The sequence below is a fragment of the Streptomyces sp. NBC_01669 genome, from assembly GCF_026339735.1.
GTDB classification, from domain to species: Bacteria; Actinomycetota; Actinomycetes; order Streptomycetales; family Streptomycetaceae; genus Streptomyces; species Streptomyces yanii.
Genome location: NZ_JAPEQG010000001.1, coordinates 937,640 through 961,138, shown reverse-complemented (window position 1 = coordinate 961,138; position 23,499 = coordinate 937,640). Strand labels below are relative to the sequence as shown.

The 23,499-nt window shown below is 70.2% G+C and carries 21 protein-coding genes and 2 pseudogenes; 22 read left to right on the top strand and 1 reads right to left on the bottom strand.

What is annotated here, in order from left to right:
* The first annotated feature begins 195 nt into the window (after window positions 1-195).
* The 16 genes from OG972_RS04340 to OG972_RS04265 all read left to right on the top strand — a co-directional run bounded on the left by OG972_RS04340 (window position 196) and on the right by OG972_RS04265 (window position 16,594).
* Window positions 196-720: a DoxX family membrane protein gene (locus tag OG972_RS04340; RefSeq protein WP_266978417.1), complete on the top strand. Its 525-nt coding sequence runs from the start codon at window positions 196-198 to the stop codon at window positions 718-720.
* Between the two features lie 142 nt (window positions 721-862).
* A complete protein-coding gene (locus OG972_RS04335) occupies window positions 863-2,647 on the top strand; it encodes an enoyl-CoA hydratase-related protein (RefSeq protein WP_266978415.1) in 1,785 nt (594 codons plus the stop codon).
* 59 nt (window positions 2,648-2,706) lie between these two features.
* Entirely contained in the window at window positions 2,707-3,792 is a 1,086-nt protein-coding gene (locus OG972_RS04330) for a hydrogenase expression protein HypE (RefSeq protein WP_266978413.1), read from the top strand.
* Window positions 3,793-3,904: 112 nt separating this feature from the next.
* Complete coding sequence (locus OG972_RS04325; RefSeq protein WP_266990266.1) at window positions 3,905-5,689, top strand: nickel-dependent hydrogenase large subunit; 1,785 nt, start codon at window positions 3,905-3,907, stop codon at window positions 5,687-5,689.
* Window positions 5,686-6,300: a hypothetical protein gene (locus OG972_RS04320; RefSeq protein WP_266978411.1), complete on the top strand. Its 615-nt coding sequence runs from the start codon at window positions 5,686-5,688 to the stop codon at window positions 6,298-6,300. Before OG972_RS04325 ends, OG972_RS04320 begins: the two co-directional genes overlap by 4 nt.
* Before the next feature lie 32 nt (window positions 6,301-6,332).
* A complete protein-coding gene (locus OG972_RS04315; RefSeq protein ID WP_266978409.1) occupies window positions 6,333-6,968 on the top strand; it encodes a DUF5947 family protein in 636 nt (211 codons plus the stop codon).
* Complete coding sequence (locus OG972_RS04310) at window positions 6,965-7,675, top strand: DUF6084 family protein (RefSeq protein ID WP_266978407.1); 711 nt, start codon at window positions 6,965-6,967, stop codon at window positions 7,673-7,675. Before OG972_RS04315 ends, OG972_RS04310 begins: the two co-directional genes overlap by 4 nt.
* Window positions 7,676-7,739: 64 nt before the next feature.
* Complete coding sequence (locus OG972_RS04305) at window positions 7,740-9,188, top strand: hypothetical protein (protein WP_266978405.1); 1,449 nt, start codon at window positions 7,740-7,742, stop codon at window positions 9,186-9,188.
* Window positions 9,185-9,733, top strand: coding sequence for a hydrogenase maturation protease (locus OG972_RS04300; RefSeq protein ID WP_266978404.1), 549 nt, complete (start codon window positions 9,185-9,187; stop codon window positions 9,731-9,733). The genes OG972_RS04305 and OG972_RS04300 overlap by 4 nt, the downstream gene beginning before the upstream one ends.
* Before the next feature lie 252 nt (window positions 9,734-9,985).
* Window positions 9,986-10,378, top strand: a complete 393-nt coding sequence (gene hypA / locus OG972_RS04295) for a hydrogenase maturation nickel metallochaperone HypA (protein ID WP_266978402.1) — start codon at window positions 9,986-9,988, stop codon at window positions 10,376-10,378.
* A gap of 3 nt (window positions 10,379-10,381) precedes the next feature.
* The gene (gene hypB / locus OG972_RS04290; protein ID WP_266978400.1) at window positions 10,382-11,302 is read left to right on the top strand and encodes a hydrogenase nickel incorporation protein HypB; all 921 of its coding nucleotides are present in this window, start codon (window positions 10,382-10,384) and stop codon (window positions 11,300-11,302) included.
* The gene (hypF, locus tag OG972_RS04285; RefSeq protein ID WP_266978398.1) at window positions 11,299-13,704 is read left to right on the top strand and encodes a carbamoyltransferase HypF; all 2,406 of its coding nucleotides are present in this window, start codon (window positions 11,299-11,301) and stop codon (window positions 13,702-13,704) included. Before hypB ends, hypF begins: the two co-directional genes overlap by 4 nt.
* Window positions 13,705-13,752: 48 nt before the next feature.
* Window positions 13,753-14,073 carry a HypC/HybG/HupF family hydrogenase formation chaperone gene (locus OG972_RS04280; RefSeq protein WP_266978397.1) on the top strand — a complete coding sequence of 107 codons (321 nt, stop codon included), beginning with the start codon at window positions 13,753-13,755 and terminating at the stop codon, window positions 14,071-14,073.
* Window positions 14,070-15,194 (top strand): hydrogenase formation protein HypD, encoded by a 1,125-nt coding sequence (gene hypD / locus OG972_RS04275; protein WP_266978395.1) that lies wholly within the window; start codon window positions 14,070-14,072, stop codon window positions 15,192-15,194. The genes OG972_RS04280 and hypD overlap by 4 nt, the downstream gene beginning before the upstream one ends.
* 13 nt (window positions 15,195-15,207) lie before the next feature.
* Complete coding sequence (gene hypE, locus OG972_RS04270) at window positions 15,208-16,305, top strand: hydrogenase expression/formation protein HypE (RefSeq protein WP_323135945.1); 1,098 nt, start codon at window positions 15,208-15,210, stop codon at window positions 16,303-16,305.
* 94 nt (window positions 16,306-16,399) lie between these two features.
* The gene (locus OG972_RS04265; protein ID WP_266978394.1) at window positions 16,400-16,594 is read left to right on the top strand and encodes an antitoxin; all 195 of its coding nucleotides are present in this window, start codon (window positions 16,400-16,402) and stop codon (window positions 16,592-16,594) included.
* A 165-nt stretch (window positions 16,595-16,759) separates the two neighbouring features.
* Here the strand turns inward: OG972_RS04265 and OG972_RS04260 are convergent, their stop codons facing one another.
* Window positions 16,760-17,575 (bottom strand): DUF427 domain-containing protein, encoded by an 816-nt coding sequence (locus OG972_RS04260; protein ID WP_266978393.1) that lies wholly within the window; start codon window positions 17,573-17,575, stop codon window positions 16,760-16,762.
* 321 nt (window positions 17,576-17,896) lie between these two features.
* On the opposite strand from OG972_RS04260, the gene OG972_RS04255 reads away from it, so the two are divergent.
* The 6 genes and pseudogenes from OG972_RS04255 (at window position 17,897) to OG972_RS04230 (ending at window position 23,273) form a co-directional block, all read left to right on the top strand.
* A complete protein-coding gene (locus OG972_RS04255) occupies window positions 17,897-18,988 on the top strand; it encodes a PP2C family protein-serine/threonine phosphatase (protein ID WP_266978391.1) in 1,092 nt (363 codons plus the stop codon).
* A gap of 161 nt (window positions 18,989-19,149) precedes the next feature.
* Window positions 19,150-19,356: a DUF5988 family protein gene (locus OG972_RS04250; protein WP_266978389.1), complete on the top strand. Its 207-nt coding sequence runs from the start codon at window positions 19,150-19,152 to the stop codon at window positions 19,354-19,356.
* 225 nt (window positions 19,357-19,581) lie between these two features.
* Complete coding sequence (locus tag OG972_RS04245; RefSeq protein ID WP_266978387.1) at window positions 19,582-20,259, top strand: hypothetical protein; 678 nt, start codon at window positions 19,582-19,584, stop codon at window positions 20,257-20,259.
* 172 nt (window positions 20,260-20,431) lie between these two features.
* A pseudogene (locus tag OG972_RS04240) lies at window positions 20,432-20,614 on the top strand (ferredoxin); the annotation flags it as partial.
* 35 nt (window positions 20,615-20,649) lie between these two features.
* Window positions 20,650-21,777: pseudogene (locus tag OG972_RS04235) on the top strand (cytochrome P450); the annotation flags it as partial.
* Window positions 21,778-22,697: 920 nt separating this feature from the next.
* On the top strand, window positions 22,698-23,273 hold the full coding sequence (locus tag OG972_RS04230; protein ID WP_266978385.1) for a hypothetical protein: 576 nt from the start codon (window positions 22,698-22,700) through the stop codon (window positions 23,271-23,273).
* Window positions 23,274-23,499: the final 226 nt, after the last annotated feature.

The following is a 23,499-nucleotide window of genomic DNA, read 5'->3' as shown; positions in this document are numbered from 1 at the left end:
GCGCAGTGTCGTTGCGCCAGTTGTAGACCACCGGAACGCCATTATGCAACAAGTTGCATAATGGCGTTCGTCGCACCGTGCCGACCACCCGACGCCATCCCCCGGACGGAGTAGTACCGGGGTACGTCCACCCGTCGAGGCGCGGAGAGTGGATCCGTAACCCGGATCACACCCACTACCCCACGGAGACCGCCCATGACCTGCGTCAACCGGCGTGACCTCGGCCTTCTTGTCCTGCGCGTCGGCACCGGCGCGGTCCTGGCCGCGCACGGCACCCAGAAGCTGTTCGGCTGGTTCGGCGGCGGGGGCATCGAAGGAACCACCGCGGGCATGGAGGCCATGGGCTTCCACCCGCCCAAGCACAGCGCCGTCGCCGCCGGACTCGGCGAGGCGGGCGGGGGTGCCCTGCTGGCCCTCGGCCTCGCCACTCCCGCCGCCGGTGCGGCGGCGGCGGGCGCCATGGCGGGCGCCGCCGCCGTGCACGCGCCCGCGGGCTTCTTCGCCCAGGGCGGCGGGTACGAATACCCGGCGTTCCTCGGTTTCACCGCCGCGGCGATCGGACTGACCGGCCCCGGCCGTTACTCCCTCGACCATGTCACCTGGCATGTGTTCAACCAGCCGTGGATGGTCGCGCTCGCCTTCGCGGGCAGCGCCGCCGCGGCCGCCGCGGTGGTCGGGAGGCGGGCCAGGGGGCAGGGCAGGGACGCCGAGGAGACCTGAGAGCCTGTCGAGTGGCCGCAGGACGTTCCCTTTCGAGTGACTCCGCCGCCCCGGCGCCCACGGCGCCCGTTCCGCGTGTCCGAGGCTTGCAGCCGGCCTGACCTGCTCCGGCCGGGAGCCGCAGAACCGCTGGGAGTCCGCCGTGCACATCCTGCTCGTCGCGAGTGCGTTCAACAGCCTCACTCAGCGCGTCCACGCCGAGCTGCGGGACCGCGGCCACGGCGTGGCGGTCGAACTCGCGCTCTCCGACGACCATCTGCGGGACGCGGTCCGACGGTTCGCACCCGAACTGATCGTCGCTCCGATGCTCAGGACGGCCATCCCGCGGGACGTGTGGTCGGCGCACACGTGCCTCATCGTCCATCCGGGACCTGTGGGCGACCGCGGTCCGTCCTCGCTCGACTGGGCGGTCCACGAGGGCGTCACCCGCTGGGGTGTGACGGTTCTGCAGGCCGAGGAGGAGATGGACGCCGGAGACGTCTGGGCGTCGGTCTGGTTCTCCGTACCGCAGGTCGGCAAGAGCGACCTGTACCGCAACGAGGTCTCCGACGCGGCGCTGACGGCCGTGCTGCTCGCCGTCGACCGGTTCGCTTCGGGAACGTACAGACCTCAACCCCAGGACGGCACACGGGCCATGGGCGGCACCCGGCCGTACTTCCGCCAGCAACTCCGGCGGATCGACTGGCGGTCCGACTCCACGGAGACCGTGCTGCGCAAGCTGCGGGCAGCCGACTCGTCCCCCGGTGTACTGGACGAACTGCTCGGCGGCGAGTGGTTCCTGCACGGGGGACACCCCGAGGACCGGCTGCGCGGCCGCCCCGGCGAGCTGCTCGCCACGCGGGCCGGCGCGGTCTGCAGGGCGACCGCCGACGGCGCCGTATGGATCCCGGAGCTGCGCGCCAGGCGGCGGCCGGGAGAGCCCGCCCCGTTCAAACTCCCCGCCGTCCTGGCGCTCGGCGACCGATTGCCTCCGCTGCCCGAGGACCCGGTTCCGCCGGACGCACCCGAGCGCCGCGGAACCTGGACCGACATCCGCTACGAGGAGACCGGCGCCGTCGGACATCTCACGTTCTCGTTCCCCGGCGGGGCCATGAGCACCACGCACTGCACGCGCCTCCTGGACGCCTACCGGACGGCGTGCTCCCGGCCCACCTCGGTCCTGGTGCTGGGTGGCGGCCGGGACTTCTTCTCCAACGGCATCCACCTGAACGTCATCGAGGCGGCGGCCGACCCCGCCGAGGAGTCCTGGGCCAACATCAACGCCATCAACGACCTGGTGCAGGCGGTGCTGACCACCACCGACCGGCTGGTGATCGCTGCCGTGGGCGGCAACGCCGCCGCCGGAGGAGCAATGCTCGCCCTGGCCGCCGACGAGGTCTGGTGCCGCAAGGGATCGGTCCTGAACCCGCACTACCGGCTGATGGGACTGTCCGGCTCGGAGTACTGGACCCGCACTCTGCCGCACCGAGTGGGCCCCGAGGTCGCCGAACGGCTCGTCCATGAAGCGCTGCCGCTCGGCGCCGAAGCCGCCGAACGGCTCGGCCTGGTGGACCGGACGGTCGCCTGCCGGCCCCAGGACTTCCCGGGCGAGGCCCTCCGACTGGCCGTCCGGCTGGCCTCGTCGACCGACGTACAGGCACGGATCGCCCGGAAGAAGACGGCGCTGGAGCACCAGGAGGCGGTCAAGCCGCTGGCCGTCCACCGGCAGGAGGAACTGGCCGCGATGCGGTCCATCTTCTTCGACCCGGATGCGCCCTACCACTTGCTGCGCCGCGCCTTCGTGTGCAAGGAACCCCCGGTCCGGACTCCGCACCACATCGGCACCGGCGTTCCCGGCACGCGCAGGGCGGATCCTTCCGCCGGCCGGGACCGCAATGTCACCGCAACGGCGGCGCTCGCCGTCGCACCCGGACCGGCTGACTGTTAGCTGGACATGAACGCCGAAAAGCGGGCATTCATCGCAGAGCTCTCCAAGGAGGCATCCCCATGGGTGCAGCAACAGCGAACACGGTCGGCGCCCAGGCAGACGGTGCGGCCGCCGACGAGGAGTCCCCGATCCACATCCTCTGGATCAATGCGGGGCTGAGCTGTGACGGCGACTCGGTGTCGCTGACCGCGGCGATGCAGCCCAGCATCGAGGAGATCGTGCTCGGTGTGCTGCCCGGGCTGCCCAAGATCCAGGTTCACTGGCCCCTGATCGACTTCGAAAGCGGTCCGGTAGGCGGTGCGGACACCTTCATCGAGTGGTTCTTCAAGGGCGAACGCGGCGAGATCGATCCCTTCGTGCTGGTCGTCGAGGGGTCCGTCCCCAACGAATCGATCAAGCAGGAGGGGTACTGGTGCGGCTTCGGCGACAACCCCGAGACCGGCCAGCCGATCACCACCAGTGAGTGGATCGACCGGCTGGCGCCCAAGGCCCTGGCGGTCGTCGCCATCGGCACCTGCGCCACCTACGGCGGCATCCATGCGATGGCCGGCAACCCGACCGGTGCCATGGGCGTACCCGACTACCTGGGCTGGGACTGGACCTCGAAGGCCGGCATCCCGATCGTGTGCGTGCCCGGCTGCCCCATCCAGCCGGACAACTTCTCGGAGACCCTCACCTACCTGCTCTACCAGGCGGTGGGATCCGCGCCGATGATTCCGCTGGATGACAAGCTGCGCCCGGCCTGGCTCTTCGGAGCCACCGTGCACGAGGGGTGCGACCGGGCCGGTTACTACGAGCAGGGCCAGTTCGCCACCACGTACGACTCGCCCAAGTGCCTGGTCAAGCTCGGCTGCTGGGGTCCCGTCGTCAAGTGCAACGTCCCCAAGCGTGGCTGGATGAACGGCATCGGCGGCTGTCCGAACGTCGGCGGCATCTGTATCGCCTGCACCATGCCCGGATTCCCGGACAAGTTCATGCCGTTCATGGACGAACCGCCCGGCGGCAAGGTCTCCAGCGCCGCCAGCGGAGCGTACGGGGCGGTGGTCCGCAGGCTCCGGTCGATCACGGCGAAGACCGTGGACAAGGAACCGAAGTGGCGCCACAAGGGCTCCAAGCTGACCACCGGGTACCGATCGCCCCGGTGACGGGCGCGGCGTCCGCCGGGCGCCCCGCACCCCGCGGTCGGTGACCGTCCCGTTTCCGCCCCGCTCGCTCCTCCATCAACTCCCACTCCCCAGAAGGGTCATGGCACACACAATGGCACCCACGACGAAGGCGGCCGGCGACGGCAGTGGTCTCGTCGAGATGGCCTGGGATCCGATCACCCGGATCGTAGGCAGTCTCGGCATCCACACGAAGATCGACTTCAAGCAGAAGCGGGTCGCGGAGTGCTACAGCACCTCGTCGGTCTTCCGTGGCTACAGCGTCTTCATGCGGGGCAAGGACCCCCGGGACGCCCACTTCATCACCAGCCGCATCTGCGGCATCTGCGGCGACAACCACGCCACATGTTCCGTCTACACGCAGAACATGGCCTACGGGGTGAAGCCTCCGAACCTCGGTGAATGGATCATCAACCTGGGCGAGTCGGCGGAGTACATGTTCGACCACAACATCTTCCAGGAGAACCTGGTCGGGGTCGACTACTGCGAGAAAATGGTCCGCGAGACCAACCCCGGAGTCCTGGAGCTCGCCGAGCGCACCGAGGCGCCGCACGCCGGGGAGCACGGTTACCGCACGATCGCCGACATCATGCGCTCCCTCAACCCCATCGAGGGAGAGTTCTACCGCGAGGCTCTTCAAGTGAGCCGCTACACGCGGGAGATGTTCTGCCTGATGGAAGGGCGCCATGTGCACCCCTCCACGCTCTACCCGGGCGGCGTCGGAACGGTCGCGTCCGTCCAGCTCTTCACGGACTACCTCAGCCGCCTCATGCGGTACGTGGAGTTCATGAAGCGGGTCGTTCCCCTGCATGACGACTTGTTCGACTTCTTCTACGAGGCCCTGCCCGGGTACGAGGAGGTCGGCCGCCGGCGGGTGCTGCTCGGCTGTTGGGGAGCGCTCAACGACCCCGAACACTGCGACTTCACGTACGCCAACATGACCGACTGGGGACGGAAGATGTTCGTCACCCCCGGTGTGATCGTGGACGGCAAACTGGTCACCAACGACCTCACCGAGATCAACCTCGGCATCCGGATCCTGCTCGGCAGTTCGTACTACGACGACTGGGAGGGCAAGGAACAGTTCGTCACCCATGACCCGCTGGGCAACCCGGTGGACCCCCGCCACCCGTGGAACCAGCACACGATCCCCGCCCCGCAGAAGCGGAACTTCGACGACAAGTACAGCTGGGTGATGTCGCCGCGCTGGTTCGACGGCAAGGACCACCTGGCACTGGACACCGGTGGCGGCCCCATCGCCCGCCTCTGGTCCACCGCGTTGTCCGGGCTCGTCGACGTCGGCTATGTGAAGGCGACCGGCCACAGCGTCGTCATCAACCTGCCGCGCACGATGACCAAGCCCGAGACCACCTTCGAGTGGAAGATCCCGAAGTGGAGCAACGCGCTGGAACGCAACCGCGCCCGCACCTACTTCCAGGCGTACGCCGCCGCGATCGCGCTGCACTGTGCCGAGAAGGGGCTCGAGGAGGTCCGCGCCGGACGCACCCAGACCTGGGAGAAGTTCGAGGTGCCGGACGAGAGCATCGGCGTCGGCTTCACGGAGGCCGTGCGCGGCGTGCTCTCCCATCACATGGTGATCAGGGACGGCAAGATCGCCAACTACCACCCCTACCCGCCCACCCCGTGGAACGCCAGCACGCGGGACACGTTCGGTACCCCCGGTCCCTACGAGGACGCGGTGCAGAACACACCGATCTTCGAGGAGAACACCCCGGAGAACTTCAAGGGCATCGACATCATGCGGACCGTCCGCAGCTTCGACCCCTGTCTGCCGTGCGGCGTCCACATGTACGTGGGCGGCGGCAAGACCGTCCAGCAGATGCATGTGCCCACCGGGCTGAGCGGACTGGCCGGATGAGCGCCGCAGCGACGGTCGTCGCACCCCCGAGGGCCCTCGACGCCGTGGAGGCCGGGCAGCGGGTCGAGGACCTGCTCGACCGTCTGAGCACCACCGGCGACCAGGAAGTGCGCGTCGCGGCAGAGGAGTTGGTGCGGGTCCTGGTGGACTTCTACGGCGCCGGCCTGGCCCGGATCGTCGGCCGCCTCGGCACCCCCGCGGACCGCGGAACCGGCGACGGACCGCTCGCCGCGCTGCTCGACGACGAACTCGTATCGAGCCTGCTGGCCCTGCACGATCTGCACCCGGAGGACGTCGGCACACGTATCACGCGCGCCCTGGACTCCGTACGCGACCCCGTCGAGGTCGTCGGCTTCGACGAGGAGACCGGCATCCTGCGGCTGCGCCCCTCGGCCGAGGCCGGTGACGGCGGTGGCTGCGGCTGCCCGAGCACGGGCGCGGCGACGCAGCGAAGCGTCGAGGACGCGCTGGCCTGCTTCGTACCGGAAGTGGAGCAGGTGGTGATGGAGTCGGTGACCATCGACCGGGAGCCACCCCTGCTCCAGATTGCCACCCGCCCGCCGGCCGGAACTGCCGGTGCCGGGGCGACCGTTGCCGCGACGGCACCGTGAGCGCCCCCCCGGCCAGGGCCGAGCGTCGCCCGGTGCCCGTTGCCCGCGCCCGAGGACTGCGCAGATTCGCCGCGCCGCCGGAACCCCGGCAGGAGCGGTGCGAGCTGTGCGGCGTGCCTGTGACCGAGGGCGGTCACCGGCATCTCGTGGACACCGAGAAGCGTGCGCTGGCCTGTGCGTGCACCCCGTGCGCCCTACTGTTCGAGCGGCCCGGCGCAGCCCACGGACGCTTCAGAACGGTCCCGGACCGCTATCTGTCGGATGCGGACCACCGTCTCGACGACGGTGCGTGGGAGCGTCTGCAGATCCCGGTCGGCGTCGCGTTCTTCTTCCGCAACGCGGCGCTGGACCGGCTGGTCGCGCTCTACCCGAGCCCGGCCGGAGCCACCGAGAGCGAACTCGACCCGGAGACCTGGCAGACCGTGCTCGGCGCCAGTCGCCTCGCCGCCCTCCTCGAACCCGATGTCGAGGCCCTGCTGATGCGTCGTACGGAGGGCCGGGCCGAGTGCTACCTCGTACCGATCGACATCTGTTACGAGCTGGTGGGACGCATGCGCCTGCTGTGGCAGGGCTTCGACGGCGGCGCCGAGGCGAGGGCGGATCTCCAGGCGTTCTTCGCGCACGTCGAGGGACGCGCCCGGACCCAGGAGAAGGGGCAGTCCCGGTGACGGAATTCGCCTTCACCTGCACCGGAGTACGCGCTGACGCGTACGCGGCGGGCCCCACACTGGTCTTCCGGCTGCGCATCACCACGTCGGGAGAAGCCCGGGTGCACGCCCTTGCGCTTCGCTGCCAGATCCGTATCGAACCGGCCCGGCGCGGTTACGAGCCGGGCGAGGCAGACGGACTGCACGACCTCTTCGGCGATCGCTCACGCTGGGGAAACACGCTCCAGCCCCTGCAGTTCGCGCAGGTCTCCCTCATGGTCCCGTCGTTCACCACGGAGACCGAGGTGGACCTCGTCGTGCCCTGCACCTACGACCTGGACATCGCCGCGACACGGTACTTCGAGGCGCTCCAGGACGGCGAGGTGCCGCTCCTCCTGCTCTTCTCCGGCACCGCCTTCACCGGGGACAGCGGCTTCCACGTCGAACCGATTCCCTGGGACCGGGAGGCGCCCTTCCGGATGCCGGTCGCGGTGTGGAAGGACATGATCGAGCAGCATTTCCCGGGCTGCGGCTGGATCCGGCTGCCGCGCGACACCATGAACGCCCTGCTCGCCTTCCGCTCGCAGCAGGCCCTGCCGTCCTGGGAGGCGACCGTCCAGGCCCTGATCGACCTGGCCGGAACCGCAGGTACGCCACCTCCGCAGTCCCCTGAGCGCCCCGTGCACCGGGCCGTACTGCCCCGGGTCACCGAGAGGACGGCGCCGTGACCCCATCCCTTGAGCGCCCCGTGCACCGGGCTGTACTGCCCCGGGTCACCGAGAGGACGGCGCCGTGACCCCATCCCTCCTCACGCCCGCACTGGAGACCCGGTTCGCCATCGCACGGCAGGTGGCCGACACCGTCCTCTTCGAGGGCTATGTGCTCTACCCGTACCGGGCCTCCGCAGCCAAGAACCGGCTCCGTTGGCAGTTCGGGGTGCTCGTGCCGCCCGGCTGGGGCGCCGACCGCGAGGAGCACGACTTCCAGCACACCGAGTGCCTGATGGAGCCGAAGCCCGGCGCGACGCTCGCCGTCGAAGCACGGTTTCTGCACGCCCAGCGGCGCACGGTGCAACAGGCCCGCGACGACGGCACGTTCGCGACTGTGGCTGAACTCGACCTCGCCGACCGGGTGCTGGTCCCCTGGGACGAGGGCGCCGAGGAACGCGTCGAAGTGGTCGTGGACGTCGCCGAACTGGCCGGGGACGGTGTCACCGTCCCCTTCACCAGGCCCGCCCGCGAGGAGACCGAACCCGTCCTGGACACGGACGGGCGGACGGTGGGCCGCCTGGTCCGCCGCTGCGAGGAGATCAGCGGCCTGGTGCGGCTGTCCGCCCGCGAACTCGACGGCCCCTACCGGGTCATGAGGCTCACCGCCGTGGTGGAGAACACCAGCACCTGGACGCCCGACTCCGCCGAGGCCGATCGGGACGCCGCGCTCCCACGGTCGCTGGTCGCCGCCCACCTCCTGATGGGTCTCAGCGCGGGCTCGTTCCTGTCGATGACGGACCCGCCCGAGTGGGCGAAGGGTGCGGTCGCGGCCTGCCGCAACCTGCACACCTGGCCGGTGCTCGCCGGGGAACCCGGGCGCGCGGACCTGATGCTGTCGTCCCCGATCATCCTGGAGGACCATCCGGCCATCGCCCCCGAGAGCCCCGGAGCGCTGTACGACGCCACCGAGATCGACGAGATCCTCGCCCTGCGCACGGCGGCCCTGACCGACCAGGAGAAGCGCGAGGCCCGCGGCACCGACGCCCGGGCGGCCGCGGTCGTCGACCTGGCCGAATCGATGCCCCCCGAGGTCCTGGAGCGGCTGCACGGCGCGGTGCGGGCCCTGCGCGAGATCACCGGACCCGACACGTCCCCGCCCGCCGCCCAGGACCCACTCCCGGACGGCGCCGACCTCATCGACGCCCGCGGCGTGCTCCGTCCCGACACCCCGTGGTGGGACCCCGCGAGCGACGACACCGCCGACCCGGCCCGGGACCGGATCCTGGTGGACGGCCGGTCCGTGGGCGTGGGCAGCCGCGTCCTTCTACGACCGGGACTGCGGCGCACCGATGCCCAGGACCTGTTCCTCAAGGGCCGCAGCGCACAGGTCGAAGCAGTGCTCCACGACGTCGACGGCGGAGTGCACCTCGCGGTCACGGTCGAAGGCGACCCGGGCGCGGACATCCGCCGTGAGCAGGGGCGCTTCCTGTACTTCCAGCCGGACGAGATCGCCCCCCTGGAGGATGCGTGAACGCCCCCGTGCGGGAACGTCCGAGAACCCTGGTCGCCGGGATCGGAAACATCTTCCTCGGCGACGACGGCTTCGGCGTCGAGGCGGTGCGCGCACTGTCCTCGCACCGTCTCCCGGACCATCTCGAGGTGGTCGACATCGGCGTACGGGGCGTCCACCTCGCCTACCAGATCCTCGACGGATACGACACGCTCGTCCTGATCGACGCAACAGAGCGCGGTGGCGCCCCCGGAACCCTGTACCTGATCGAGGTCGACGAACCCGGCGCAGTCGAGCCGCAGAACGCACTGCTCGACGGCCACCGGATGTCCCCCGACGCAGTCCTGGCACTGCTCGGCACCCTGTGCGCGGGCACCGGAGCCGTACCGCCGAGACGCACGCTCGTCGTCGGCTGCGAACCCGACAACGTCGACGAAGGGATCGGGCTGAGCGCTCCGGTGGCCGCAGCAGTGCCACAGGCCGTACGGATGGTCCTGGACCTCGTACAGGAAGAAGACCACGGGGCCGCCGCCCAGCGGACGGCGGCCGGACCCGCCATGAACTGAGCAGAAGGAACCCACCCCATGAAGAAGACCCTCATCTGCGGCCTGACCGCCGCCGCTCTTGTCGCCCTCGCCGCGCAGGTCCTGCCCGACGTCAAGCGCTATCTGCGGATGCGCTGCATGTGACGGCGCCCGCCGCCCGGTCCCGGCCCCTGGCTGAACCGAATGGCGTATGTGCCGTACGGGTACCGGCGAGCCGGTCCGCCGGCCCCCGTCACCCGCCGCTGTAATGACGCACGGCAGGACGGAGATGCAATGCACGAGATGTCGATCGCCATGGCCGTCGTCGACCAGGTGGAGGAGGCGGCTCAGGCAGGCGGAGCCGCCTCGGTCGGGTCCGTCCGGCTCCAGGTCGGCGAACTGGCCGGAGTCGTTCCCGACGCCCTGTCCTTCTGCTTCGGACTCGCCTGCGCCGGGACCGTTCTGGAAGGCGCCGAACTCGTCGTCGAACCCGTGGCGGCCCGCGCGCGGTGCGAGCCCTGCGCGGACGAATGGGCGGTCGGCATGCCGCCCCGGCTGTGCTGTCCGGCCTGCGGCGAGCCGACCGCCGAACTCCTGTCGGGGCGCGAGCTGCAGATCGTCAGCGTGCACTGGCAGGACGGACCCGAACACGAACACACCCGCGAACCGATCTTTCAGGAGCGATGAACGATGTGCCGTGAAGTCGACCTGCAACAGGCGGTACTCGCCAAGAACGACGCGACGGCGCACAGCCTGCGAGCCGGGCTCACGGCGCGCGGCACCACCGTCGTCAACCTGCTCTCCAGCCCCGGCAGCGGCAAGACCGAACTGCTGGAACGCGAACTCGGCCGGGCCTGGGCGAGGGGAGTGCCGGTCGCCGCGCTCACCGCCGACCTCGCCACCGAGAACGACGCGGTCCGCCTGGCCCGGTCCGGAGCCCCGGTCAAACAGGTGCTGACCGACGGACTCTGCCATCTGGAGGCCGGGATGCTGGGCCGCCACATCGACGACTGGTTGCCCGACGGGACCCGGATCCTCTTCGTCGAGAACGTCGGCAACCTGGTCTGCCCCGCCTCGTACGACCTCGGGGAGACGCTCAGGGTCGTCCTCGCCTCCGTGACGGAAGGCGAGGACAAGCCGCTGAAGTACCCCACCGCGTTCGGACTGGCCCAGCTCGTCGTGGTCACCAAGACCGACCTTGCGCAGGCCGTCGGGTTCGACGAGGCCGCATTCCGTGCCCATGTCCAGCAGGTCAACCCCGGTGTGGACGTGGTGCTCACCGCCGCCCGCCGCGGTGAGGGGGTGGGCATGCTGCTCGACCGGGCCCTGGCCGCCGGGGAAGGCGCCCCGGTCCACACACCGGTGATGGCCCGGCAGCACCCGTCCCACCAGCACACGCACACCCACCAGCACACGCACACCCACCAGGACCACCGCACGCACGGAGGTCAGCACACCCACACCCACACGCATACGGGCGTGCACACGCACACGCATCCGGACCTCGGAACCCACGATCACCCGCACACCGGTCCGCACGCCCACGCGCACCCCGACGAGCCGCTCGTCGTGACGACAGCACCCGCCTCCGCGGCGCAGCACCGCCCGTGACGACCCCACAGCCCGGGACCGCCGTCGGCGGAGCCGTGCAGCGGCGGCGGGTCGTGGTCCGCGGCGTCGTGCAGGGCGTGGGCTTCCGGCCCTACCTGTACGCCCGCGCCACCGGGCTCGGGCTGGCCGGACACGTCACCAACACCACCGAAGGCGTTGTCGCCGAGGTCGAGGGCGCCCCGGCCGCCGTGGCCCTGTTCTGCGACCGGATCGCGGCGGACGCCCCACCGCTCGCCCTGGTGGACTCCGTCGACCACAGGGAAGTCCCCGCCGCCGGCGGATCCTGCTTCAGCATCGAGGACTCCCGGACCGGCGGACCGGCCCGCACCCTGGTCTCCCCGGACGTGGCCACCTGCGCCGACTGCCTGACCGAACTGGCCGATCCGGCCGACCGGCGCCACCGGCACCCCTTCATCACCTGTACGCACTGCGGGCCCCGCTTCACCATCGTCACCGGCCTGCCGTACGACCGCGCGCACACGACCATGGCCGGCTTCCCCATGTGCGCCGACTGCGCCCGCGAGTACGCCGATCCGGCCGACCGGCGCTTCCACGCACAGCCGGTCGCCTGCCCCGACTGCGGCCCCCGGCTGCGACTGCTCGTCGGGCAGCCGGACCGCGCACTGCCCGCACAGCCCGCAACCGGACGCGACCCGGTCGTGGAGGCCCGCCGACTGCTGTCCGACGGCGCTGTCCTCGCGATCAAGGGACTCGGCGGCTACCACCTCGCGTGCGATGCCGAGAACTCCGCGGCGGTGTCCCTGCTGCGCCGCCGCAAGGCGCGCGGCGACAAGCCGTTCGCCATGATGGCCCGCGGCGTCGACGACATCGCGCACCTCGTGCAGCTGGGCGCCGAGGAGCGGGCTCTGCTCATCGGCGCTGTCCGGCCCGTCGTCCTGTTGCGACGCCGCACCGACGCCCGCCCGGGCCCCGGCACCCCATGGCCGTCCGACGCGGTTGCCCCGGGCAGCCCCGACCTCGGGGTCATGCTCCCGTACACCCCGCTGCACCACCTCCTGCTGGGCCTGCCCGGTGACCCGCCGGGACCGCGCCTTCTGGTCATGACCAGCGGCAACGTGGCCGGTGAACCGATCGTCACGGACGACGACGAGGCACTGGAGCGACTGGCCCACCTCGCCGACGCCTGGCTCACGCACGACCGCCCGATCCATGTGCCGTGCGACGACTCCGTCGTGCGCGTCTGCGACGGGGAGCGGCTGATCGTACGGCGCTCACGCGGCTACGCCCCGCTGCCGCTCGCCCTGCCGCACCCGGTACCGGCGACCCTCGCCACCGGCGGCGACCTGAAGAACACCTTCTGCCTCGCCGAGGACCACAGGGCCTGGCTGTCCGCCCATGTCGGCGACATGGACGACCTCGCCACCCAGCACGCCTTCGAACGCGCCGAACAGCACGTGGAGACCATCACCGGAGTGCGGCCCGGCATCCTGGCCACCGACCGGCATCCCCGCTACCGCACCGCCCAGTGGGCCCTGCGCCGGGCCGACGGCCGGCCGGTCGTCCGCGTACAGCACCACCACGCGCATATCGCGGCCGCGATGGCCGAGCACGGAAGGGACGGCAGCCGCCGAGTGATCGGTGTCGCGTTCGACGGCACCGGTTACGGGGACGACGGCGCGGTGTGGGGCGGCGAGATCATGCTGGCCGACTACGAGACGTACCACCGCTTCGCGCACCTCGCGTACGTTCCGCTGCCCGGCGGCGACGCCACCGTGCACCGGCCCTACCGGATGGCGCTCGCTCATCTCTACGCGGCAGGCATCGGCCGGACGGACGACCTGCCCTGCACGGCAGCCTGCCCGCCGGACGAACGGCGCGTGCTGCTGCGGCAGTTGGAGCGGAACCTCAACTGCGTCCCCACCTCCAGCATGGGCCGGCTGTTCGACGCCGTCTCCTCGCTGGGGGGCGTCTGCCACCGGGCCGGGTACGAAGCCCAGGCCGCCGTCGAGCTGGAGGCCGCCGCGGTCGGCGCCGCCGCGGACCCCGGACCCGGTTACGGCTTCGCGCTGCGCCCGGCGGGCACGGCCGAAGGCCAGCAGTTGATCATGGACCCGTCGCCGGTACTGGCAGCCGTCGTCGACGACGTGCGCGCCGGTACGGCGTCGACCCTTGTCGCCGCACGCTTCCACGCGGCCGTCGCGAACCTCGTGCTCCACGTGTGCACCGCGGCCCGCGAAAAGCACGGCCTGCGCGAAGTCGCCCTGACCGGAGGTGTGTTCGCCAACACCCTTCTCTCCTCCCTGTGCGCCAGGACGCTGAGCGAGAACGACTTCACCGTCCTGCGCCACCGGGAAGTCCCCCCGAACGACGGCGGACTGGCGCTCGGCCAGCTCATGGTGGCCGCCCGCACAGGAGCGGCCCACACCGGCGCCGCCGACTGACGTCCTGCCCGGCAGAGCCGGGCAACGCCCCCACAGCAAGGAGCAGCCATGTGCTTGGCGGTACCCGGCAGAGTGATGGACATCGAGGAACGTGACGGTACCCGGATGGCCACCGTCGACTTCGGCGGTGTGGTCAAGGAAGTGTGCCTGGAATATCTGCCGGACCTCCAGGTCGGTGAATACGCCATTGTCCATGTGGGGTTCGCCCTGCAGCGTCTCGACGAGGAGTCGGCACGGAAGACGCTCGACCTCTTCGCCGAACTCGGTCTGCTCCAGAAGGAGTTCGGAGATCCGTGGGAACTGGCCGCAGAGGCCGGCGGAACGTCCCCGACCGGCGGAGCCGACGTACCGCAGGAGGTTCAGCAGTGAAGTACATCGAAGAGTTCCAGAACCCGGACCTGGCGCGTCGGCTGCTCGACGACATCCACTCCATCGTGACCCGTCCGTGGGCGCTGATGGAGGTCTGCGGCGGACAGACGCACACCATCATCCGGCACGGCATCGACCAACTCCTGCCGGAGCAGGTCGAACTGATCCATGGTCCGGGCTGTCCCGTCTGCGTCACGCCACTGGAGGTCATCGACAAGGCGCTGGAGATCGCCTCCCGCCCCGAGGTGATCTTCTGCTCGTTCGGGGACATGCTTCGGGTCCCCGGAACCGGCCGTGACCTGTTCCGGGTCCGCAGCGAGGGCGGCGACGTGCGGATCGTGTACTCGCCGCTCGACGCACTGAAGGTCGCCCAGCAGAACCCCGACCGTGAGGTGGTCTTCTTCGGGATCGGATTCGAGACCACCGCACCGCCCAACGCCATGACGGTGTATCAGGCGCGCAGGCTCGGCATTCCCAACTTCAGCCTGCTGGTGTCCCATGTGCGGGTCCCCCCGGCCATCGAGGCGATCATGCAGTCCCCGAGCTGCCGGGTGCAGGGGTTCCTCGCCGCCGGCCACGTGTGCAGCGTGATGGGCATGCGGGAATACCCGGAGCTGGCCGAACGGTTCCAGGTCCCCATTGTGGTCACCGGTTTCGAGCCGCTGGACATCCTCGAAGGCGTACGGCGGACCGTCCTGCAGCTGGAGCGCGGTGAGCACACTGTGGAGAACGCGTACCCCCGCGCCGTGCACCCGGACGGGAACCCCGCGGCGCTCACCATGCTGGAGGACGTCTTCGAAGTCACCGACCGCGCCTGGCGCGGCATCGGCACCATCCCCGACAGCGGCTGGCGGCTCTCCACCCGCTACCGGGACTACGACGCCGAGTACCGCTTCTCCGTCACCGGCATCGCCACCGAGGAGCCCGCCGAATGCCGCAGCGGTGAGGTCCTGCAAGGACTGCTGAAGCCCCACGAGTGCGAGGCGTTCGGCACCACCTGCACCCCGCGCAACCCGCTCGGGGCCACCATGGTCTCCAGCGAGGGCGCCTGCGCCGCGTACTACCTCTACCGGCGCCTGGACATCAGGACCGCACCCAGGGAGACGAGCCCCGTTGCCTGAGACCACCGAAGCACTGAACGCCACTGTCACCGCCACCGCGGGCGTCCCCGGCGAGGCGCCCGTACTCGACCTCACGGCATGGACCTGCCCCGCACCCCTGCGCGACCAGCCGCGGGTGGTCATGGGCCACGGCGGCGGTGGCGCACTCTCGGCCGAACTGGTCCAGCACGTCTTCGCGCCCGCCTACGGGGGCGACGTGCTCGCGCAACTGGCCGACTCCGCCGTGGTGTCGCTGGGCGGCGCCCGGCTGGCCTTCTCCACGGACTCGTACGTCGTGCGGCCGCTGTTCTTCCCCGGCGGCAGCATCGGTGACCTCGCGGTCAACGGCACGGTCAATGACCTGGCCATGAGCGGTGCCAGGGCCGCCTACCTCTCCTGCGGTTTCATCCTGGAGGAGGGCGTCGAGCTCTCGGTCGTCGCGCGCGTGGCCAACGCGCTGGGCGCAGCGGCGCGCAGAGCGGGCGTCGAGGTGGCGACCGGTGACACCAAGGTCGTGGACGCCGGTCACGGCGACGGAATCTTCATCAACACCGCCGGGATCGGCCTCGTCCCGGCCGGCGTCGATCTGCGTCCCCAGCGAGTGGTCCCCGGCGACGTCGTGATCGCCAGCGGTGCGATCGGCGTGCACGGCGTGGCGATCATGAGTGTGCGCGAGGGCCTCGAGTTCGGCGTGGAGATCGAGAGCGACTGCGCGGCCCTGGGCGGGTTGGTGGAGACCATGCTCGCGGTCACCCCCGACCTCCATGTCCTGCGCGATCCCACACGTGGCGGACTGGCCGCGGCACTCAATGAGATCGCGGTGGCCTCGGGCACCGGTGTCGTCATTCAGGAGCGCAACGTTCCGGTCCCGCCGGCCGTGGCCAATGCCTGCGCCGTCCTGGGCCTGGACCCGCTATACGTGGCCAACGAGGGAAAACTCGTCGCGTTCGTCCCCCGCGAGCACGCCGAAGCCGTTCTGGAGGCGATGCGGGCGCATCCGCTGGGAGCGGAGGCGACCGTGATCGGCGAGGCCGTGGAGGCGCATCCCGGCATGGTCGTGGCCCGCACCGGGCTCGGTGGGACGCGTGTGGTCGACCTGCCGATCGGGGAGCAGCTGCCGCGGATCTGCTGATCCGACGGTTCTGCGGACCGCTCGCGCGGATGCGAGAGCGGCGTCGTGTGGCGACCCTGGAGAGGTGGGGGCGACTCGCTGAGGAGGACCACCCATGTCCATGATGGACAAGATCAAGCACATGCTGAAGGGTCACGAGGACCAGGCGGGAAAGGGCATCGACAAGGCGGGTGACGCCATCGACACCAAGACGCAGGGCAAGTACACCGGCCAGGTCGACACGGCCCAGGACAAGCTCAAGGACGAGTTCGGTTCGGAGCAGGGTCAGGACCGGCCGCCGCAGCCCTGACCACGCCGCCGTGCTCCTGCGGATCGCGCGGACGCCCGACGATGATCCCTTGCATCCCATTCCCGTGCCCGCTGCCGTTGGAGGATGCGTACGAGCCGTGCGCGGGCACCGGCTCCGGGGCGACGACGCCGCACCGGGCTCGCACGAGCCCGATGCGACGCGTCCTCACGGGCCCGGACGCCGGGTGAAGCCGGTGGCCGGGCGTTCCATCTGCTCGCCGTCCACGATGATGTCGACGGCTTCGTTGTAGAACGCGATGAGGTCCTTGACCGCCCCCGCGGCCGGGATGGGGTCGGGGTAGCTCCATGCCACATGCGTCGGTGCGTCGCTGTCCGTGTCGGTCAGGGACCAGTACTCGGCCGTCCCCTTGTACGGGCATCCCGTACGCAGGCCGGTCGGGGTGAACAGATCGAGGCGGACGTCCTCGCGGGGGATGTAGTAGCGGACAGGCAGTCGTGTCTCGAAGAGAAGCACCGGGCTGCGGGTGTCCGCGACCAGAGTTCCGTCGATCTCGATCTGCACGTGCCGAGAGCTGCGGAGCGCGTCCACGCGCGAGTAGGGGTCGCGGGGATGGACAAAGATCTCTTCGTCCTCCTCGTACCAGTGATCAGGGCCCACGCCGACGCGTCCGAACCACTCGAAGGCGATGTGTCCGGCGAGCTCGGCGCCCGGAAAGGTCCATGCGGCGTTGGGCTCCGCGACGCCCTCCACGACGAGGTCGTAGAAGACCGTGGAGCCGGAGTGCGCACCCACGTCGGGGTCGGCCGCCGGGCGGAGCAGATCGGTGCGGACGTCGTCCCGAGGGAAGGCGTAGAGCGGCACGGCACGGCCGGGTTCCCACACGAGGACCGGTCGGCGGCTGTCGACGACGACGGTCGTGCCCTTCTTCCCGCGCACCCGGCGCTCGCTCGGCTCCCAGGTGAGGACGGCGTCCGGTACCGGGTGACGGCGCTCGACGGCAGGGGCGGGTGGAGTGGTCACGAGGTCCTCCTGCGCGAGGGTACTGATCGAGGTGCCCGTCCTGGTCTCTGCGGCGGTCCACCGGTCACGGGGCGCGTGAGCCGGCTCCATGCGCCCGGCCGGCCCGGTTTACCGGCCGGGGCCAGTGGCGGGCCGTCCCCTTGCACCCGCAGCCCAGGGGGTACGGGACTTGGCTGTCTCAGCGTACGTACGTCCGCACGCGGGCGCCTGCGGATCCCCCGGTTGGCCGGACCGTCCGGAGGTGGCCATGGCCCTCGTGCACGGGACACATTTCGCGCCGTCCGGGATGCGGCGCGCGCGCCTTCCGTGGAACGTGGGGGAGTGGTGCAGCAGAGGAGAGCCCCGTGGATCCCTTTCGGTGTCATCGTGCTGGCCGTGGTGACCGACCTGGCGACACCGCCCAATGTGACGTCCGCCCCGCTGCTGATGGCAGCGCCGGTCTCGGCCGCCCCGCTTCTGATGCCCGGGGGCATTGTCGCCGTGGGCCTCGTGTCGATGGCGGTACACGCCGGACTGGCGAGGGTCGACGGCACCTTCGGCTGGCACCGCGGCGTCGCCAACCAGGTCACTCTCCTCGCCGTCACCGTGCTCGCCGTCCTCATCAACCGCACTCTGCACCGTCAGAACGCCAGAACCAGGCGTGCACTCCACATCGCGGCCGTGGCACAGCGCGCCGTTCTGCCCCACCCACCGTCACGGCTGGACGGTCTGGAGATCGCCGCACGCTATGTGCCCGCCGAGAACGAGGCCATGATCGGCGGGGATCTGTACGTCGTGCAGAGCACCCCGCACGGCACCCGCCTCATGGTCGGGGACGTGCGCGGCAAGGGGCTGGGCGCGGTGAACGCCGTCTGCGCCGACATCGGCGCCTTCCGGTACGCCGCGGACGAGGCCGAGGACCTCGGTCAGCTCGTGCGCGCGCTGGAGCGTGCGCTGGTGCGCGAGGGAGGACGGCGCGGGGGCCTGGAACAGCAGGAGGGCTTCACCACCGCTCTGGTCGCGGAGTTCTCCACCGATCTGAATGTCGTGCGAGTGGTGAACCGTGGCCATCCACCGCCGCTGCTTCTCGACCCGCAGGGGACGGCCACGGTCCTCGAACCCTCGCAGGAGGCGCCACCCCTCGGGATGATCACGCTGGGGGACTGGGTCGTCCCCATCGACAGCTTCTCGTTCCCGCCCGGCTCGACCCTGCTCTGCTACACGGACGGAATCACCGAATCCAGGGATGCCACCGGCACGTTCTACGACGCCGCCACCCGATTGCCCATCCTGCTCCGGTGTGGCACGCGCACCGGAACATCCGCCACGCCGTCACAGACCCTCGACGCACTGATCCGCGACGTACGACGTCATGCGGGCGGCAGACGCCAGGACGACCAGGCGCTTCTGGCCCTGCACCGCCCGTTTGCGTGACGTGCGTCCTCGGCGAGACCGGCGACCGGGCCCGTCCTCCGGGCGCCACCGGGTCCCTCCCTGCCACCCGGGGCTGTTGCGGAGATGCCGGTAGGGGACGTGGAGCGGGCCTTTCGGCGCGTCACGGAGAAGCCGGACCCCTGTCCGGGGAGACTTTCGGCATGACCAATGCAACGAAGGCAGTCCTTGAGGGCGGCCCCGACGACCTTCCCGACCGTATCGTTCCCCTCACCACACCCGTGCCGGACCTCAAGATCCCGTTCCGCGGTGGGTACGAGCACTTCAAGGCAACGACGCGTCACCAGGAGACCGCCGAGGGTCAATTGCCCATCTATGAATGGTGGGAACGCACGGAAATCCCGGGGTAGGCGCCACACCGGTACGGGCTTCCCGCCCGCTCGCCCGATACGTACGCACTGTCCGTCCGAACGTACGCACTGCCGGTCCGACCGACGCGTGCGCATCTCCCGCTCGGCTCACGCACTGTCGAAGAGTCCGCCGATGTATGCCGTTCGGCCGCCTTCCGGTGGCGCGTCCGGGCAGGCGGCTGCTTGCTGGTCCCAGGGTCCCCCCGGGAGAGGAAGCGAGCGCTCATGGAGCCACAAGGGAGGAAGGGGCAGGCGCTGCAGACTCCGCGGGCGGCCGGGCTGGCCGGAGTTGTTTTCGCGGTGCTGCTCGCGGCCGCCATCATCCTGATCCGGCTGGCGATCCCCGCGGACGAGGGCGCGGTCACCGCTGAAGGATTCAACGATTCCTCGCGCCGGAACGCGGTAAGGACGGCGCTCGCCCTCGTCCCCTTCGCGGGCATCTTCTTTCTGTGGTTCGTGGGCGTGTTGCGCTCCCACGTCGGGGAAGCGGAGGACAAGTTCGTCGCCACCGTCTTTCTGGGCAGCGGGCTGATCTTCGTGGCCTCGTTGTTCGGGGCGGCCGCGGCCGCAGCAGGCGTGCTGTCCGTCGGAGTCCCGTCCGGGAACGACCCGGGGCTGCCGTCCTGGGACTTCGGCCGCCACTTCGCGTACACGATGCTGACGGACTACGCGATGCGGATGGCTGCGGTGTTCACGCTCACGACATCGACCTTGGGGCATCGCCTCGGGGTCTTTCCGCGGTGGCTCACCCTTCTGGGCCTCCTCGTCGCCCTGGCGCTGCTCTTCGTGGCGCCCGACATCGCCTGGGCGGAGCTGGTCTTCCCGGCCTGGTCCCTGATCGTCAGCGGCTACATTCTGGTGGTCGGCGGCACCACCAGGCCCGATGCCGCGGACGCGTCCTGACGGTGCTCCCGGCCCCACGGGTCCGCGGGTGCTCACTCCTTCGGCTCGCCTGGGTGAGCGCTGGCCCACCGGCCCTCCGACGCTGGCGTGGGGGAGATGACCGCCGTCCGGGCGCCCTCGCCGAGCACGCACGGGGGTGCCGGACCGGGCCGCCGGAAAGGGCGGATCATTGATGAGGCTTGTCGTCGATCTCAACAAATGCCAGGGATACGCGCAGTGCGCGTTTCTCGCGCCGGACGTCTTCGCCATGCACGGTGAGGAGGCGCTCACCTACAACCCACGGGCCGACGAGGAACAGCGCGAGAGTGTGGTGCGCGCCGTCGCGGCGTGCCCCGTCCAGGCCATTCTGGTCGACGCACCGGACGCACCGGACGCGCAGGGCGAGGAGGCGGCCCATTCGTCATCAGCACGTACTGGGACATCCAGAGCCTGCTCCATGACCCGCGGATCAGCTCAGACGCCTCCAATCTCACCGCGCGCGGCGGTGACGAGTTGCCCGAGCAGGAGGAGGAGACGGCTCTCCCGCCCAGCTTCCTGCGGCTCGACCCTCCGGAACACGACCGGCTGCGTCGGATGACCAACCGTCCGTTCGGCCCACCGCACAGCCCCCGACGTGTCCACGCGATGCATGACGAACTCGCCGGGATCGTCTCGGACCTGATTGCCGGCTTCGGGGATGCTGACCGGATCGATGTGGTCGACCAGTTCTCGTACCCCTTTCCCGTGACCGTGATCTGTCGGCTGCTCGGGGTGCCGCGGGAGGACGAGGCGCGCTTCCACTCGTGGGCCGACACCATTGCCGCCGGCCTGGACCCGGTTCCGGGCGACGACCCCACCGAGCGGAACCGGGTCACGCACGAGGCCCGGATGCAGCTGGGCATGTATCTGGCGGGGCTGGTCGAGGAGCGCCGCAGGACACCTGGTGACGACATGCTCTCCGAGCTGGTGACCAGCCATGGACCGGACGGCCCGATGACCACGATGGAGGTGCTCAGTACCGCGGCCCTGCTGCTGATCGCCGGCCATGAGACGACGGTCAACCTGATCACCAACGGGATGCTCACCCTGCTGCGCCACCCGGAGGTCCTCCAGCGGCTCCGGGACGACCCGCGCCTCGCCGTCAACATCGTCGAGGAACTGCTGCGTTACGAGCCTCCGGTGCAGTTGGTGCCGCAGCGCACGTGCATCGCGGACATCGAGGTCCGCGGGGTCACCATCCCGAAGGGCTCGTCGATCTGGCTCGTCCTGGCCGCCGGCAACCGAGACCCGGAGCGCTTCGAGGACCCCGATCGGTTCGACCCGGACCGCAAGGACATCCAGCATCTCGGTTTCGGCAGCGGCATCCACAGTTGCTTCGGCGCGCCGCTCGCCCGGCTGGAGGCGCAGCTCGCCCTGACCGCGCTGGCCCGCAGGCTCGACAACCCTCGTTTGGTGGAGGACCCGCCCCCCTACCGGCAGAACGCGGTCCTGCGCGGCCCCCGTCATCTGAACATCACGTTCGACGGCCTCCGTCCGTAGGGAGCGACTCTCCGGTCATGTCGTCAGCCGGATGAGGGGTGGCCGGCGCTGACGTCTCGGTCCGCCTGGACGGTATCCCGGAATCTTCATGGCGTGAGGCGGATGAATTCGTCATCGGAGGGCTGAAGAGCATGGGCAGCCGTCCAGCTTGCAGGGGCGCAGGAAGGCGGCGGCCTTCAGCTCTGCTGAGTTGTCGTGGCTGCCGCCCCTTTGGAGCTGGGCACCGGTATGCGCATGCCTTCCACGGGGCGATGAGGGGGCGGTCTGCGCGGTGCCGGGGCGGGCAGGCTGTGGCCGAACACGACACCCCGGAAGAATGCCGTGCAGCCGGCGGACCTCAGGAGCACCTGGTCTCACGCGCGATGCATCCGCCCCAGGGCGTTCCGGGCGTGTACCGCCGGACTGGAGCCTCGTTCCGCCGCCGAATTCCGGGTTTCCATGGGCGCATGTCCATGAGGTGATCCTGCGTGGGCCGGGTGTGCCGCCTCGACCGCTCCGGCGGTGCCTGCCTGCGGTGATGCGGGGTGTCTGCGGACGGCCCGGAGGTTGCCCCGGCACTGCATGCCGCAGGTCGTCGCGTCTCAAGCCCACGCGGCGCGGTGGGTGCTGATGACGGGCGTTCAGGGCGCTGGGGGCGGGGTCTTCTGTGTGCCGGAGTCCGGCGGCATGCTGCCGACAGGGTGAGCGGGCGTCAGGATGTCGCCCGTAAAGCCTAATCATGTGCCAGATGGTCATACTGCCCAGCTTTTTGACGAAGTATCAGATCTGAACTCGCCTTGCGGCATGTGCCGTGCGTACACCCGATTGGCTCTCTGGCGCCATGCCTTCGATATATCCGATATGACAGCTAATCAGGCTGTCAGTACGTTCGTCACAGGTCGGCTGCCCAGCCGGCGTCTCTGAGAGCAGGGAGAAGTGACATGACCACGCGTACGCGTACTTTCGCCGTTACCGCCGCTGTAGCGGGCGCAGCGGTCCTCGCCACCACCGGCATCACCTACGCCTCGGCAGTCGGTTCCACCCAGGCCGCTCCGTCTGTCCAGCAGGCCGCTCCCGCCGCTGCCCACCTCGGCGGCGGCGACAGCGGGGGCAGGGGGAACGAGGGCAGAGGGAACGGGGGCGGCTACGGTGGCGGCGGCAACAACCGTGGCGGCAACGAGCGTGGTGGCAACGAGCGTGGTGGTTACGGCGACAAGGAGGAGGGCCGGATCTTCATCAACGAGCGGTCGTACTCGGCTCGCGGTGAGGATGGCTGCATCACGGTGGTGAGCGGTCTGGGCTCACGGAGCTTCAACGTCCGTAACGACAGCCGCCGGACCGTTGAGTTCTTCCGTGGGGCGACCTGCGACAACGGTTCCCCGGTTGCGACGGTCGGTCCCTGGAGCACCAGCAACGGTGTCTTCACCCGTCAGCACATCCGTGGCGGCGTGTTCGTCAAAAACGGTGTCGTGGGCAGCTTCCGGGTGGTCCGGGACCACTTCGACAAGGAGTGGTAAGGGGCCACCTCCACAGGAGGTAGAGCAGGGTCTGCATGACATGGAAACCCCGGCCCGTCGGAATCGGGCCGGGGTTTCCCGCACGAGGGGCACCCCCCTCGGCGGATATCCGGTCCCTGACCGGCGCGCACGTGCGCGACCCGCGCTCGGTGCCCTATACATCCGCCTTGTCGTGCCAGGTGTGAGGTCCTGTCCGGTCGATCTTCGTGGATCAGCCAGCGGCGTC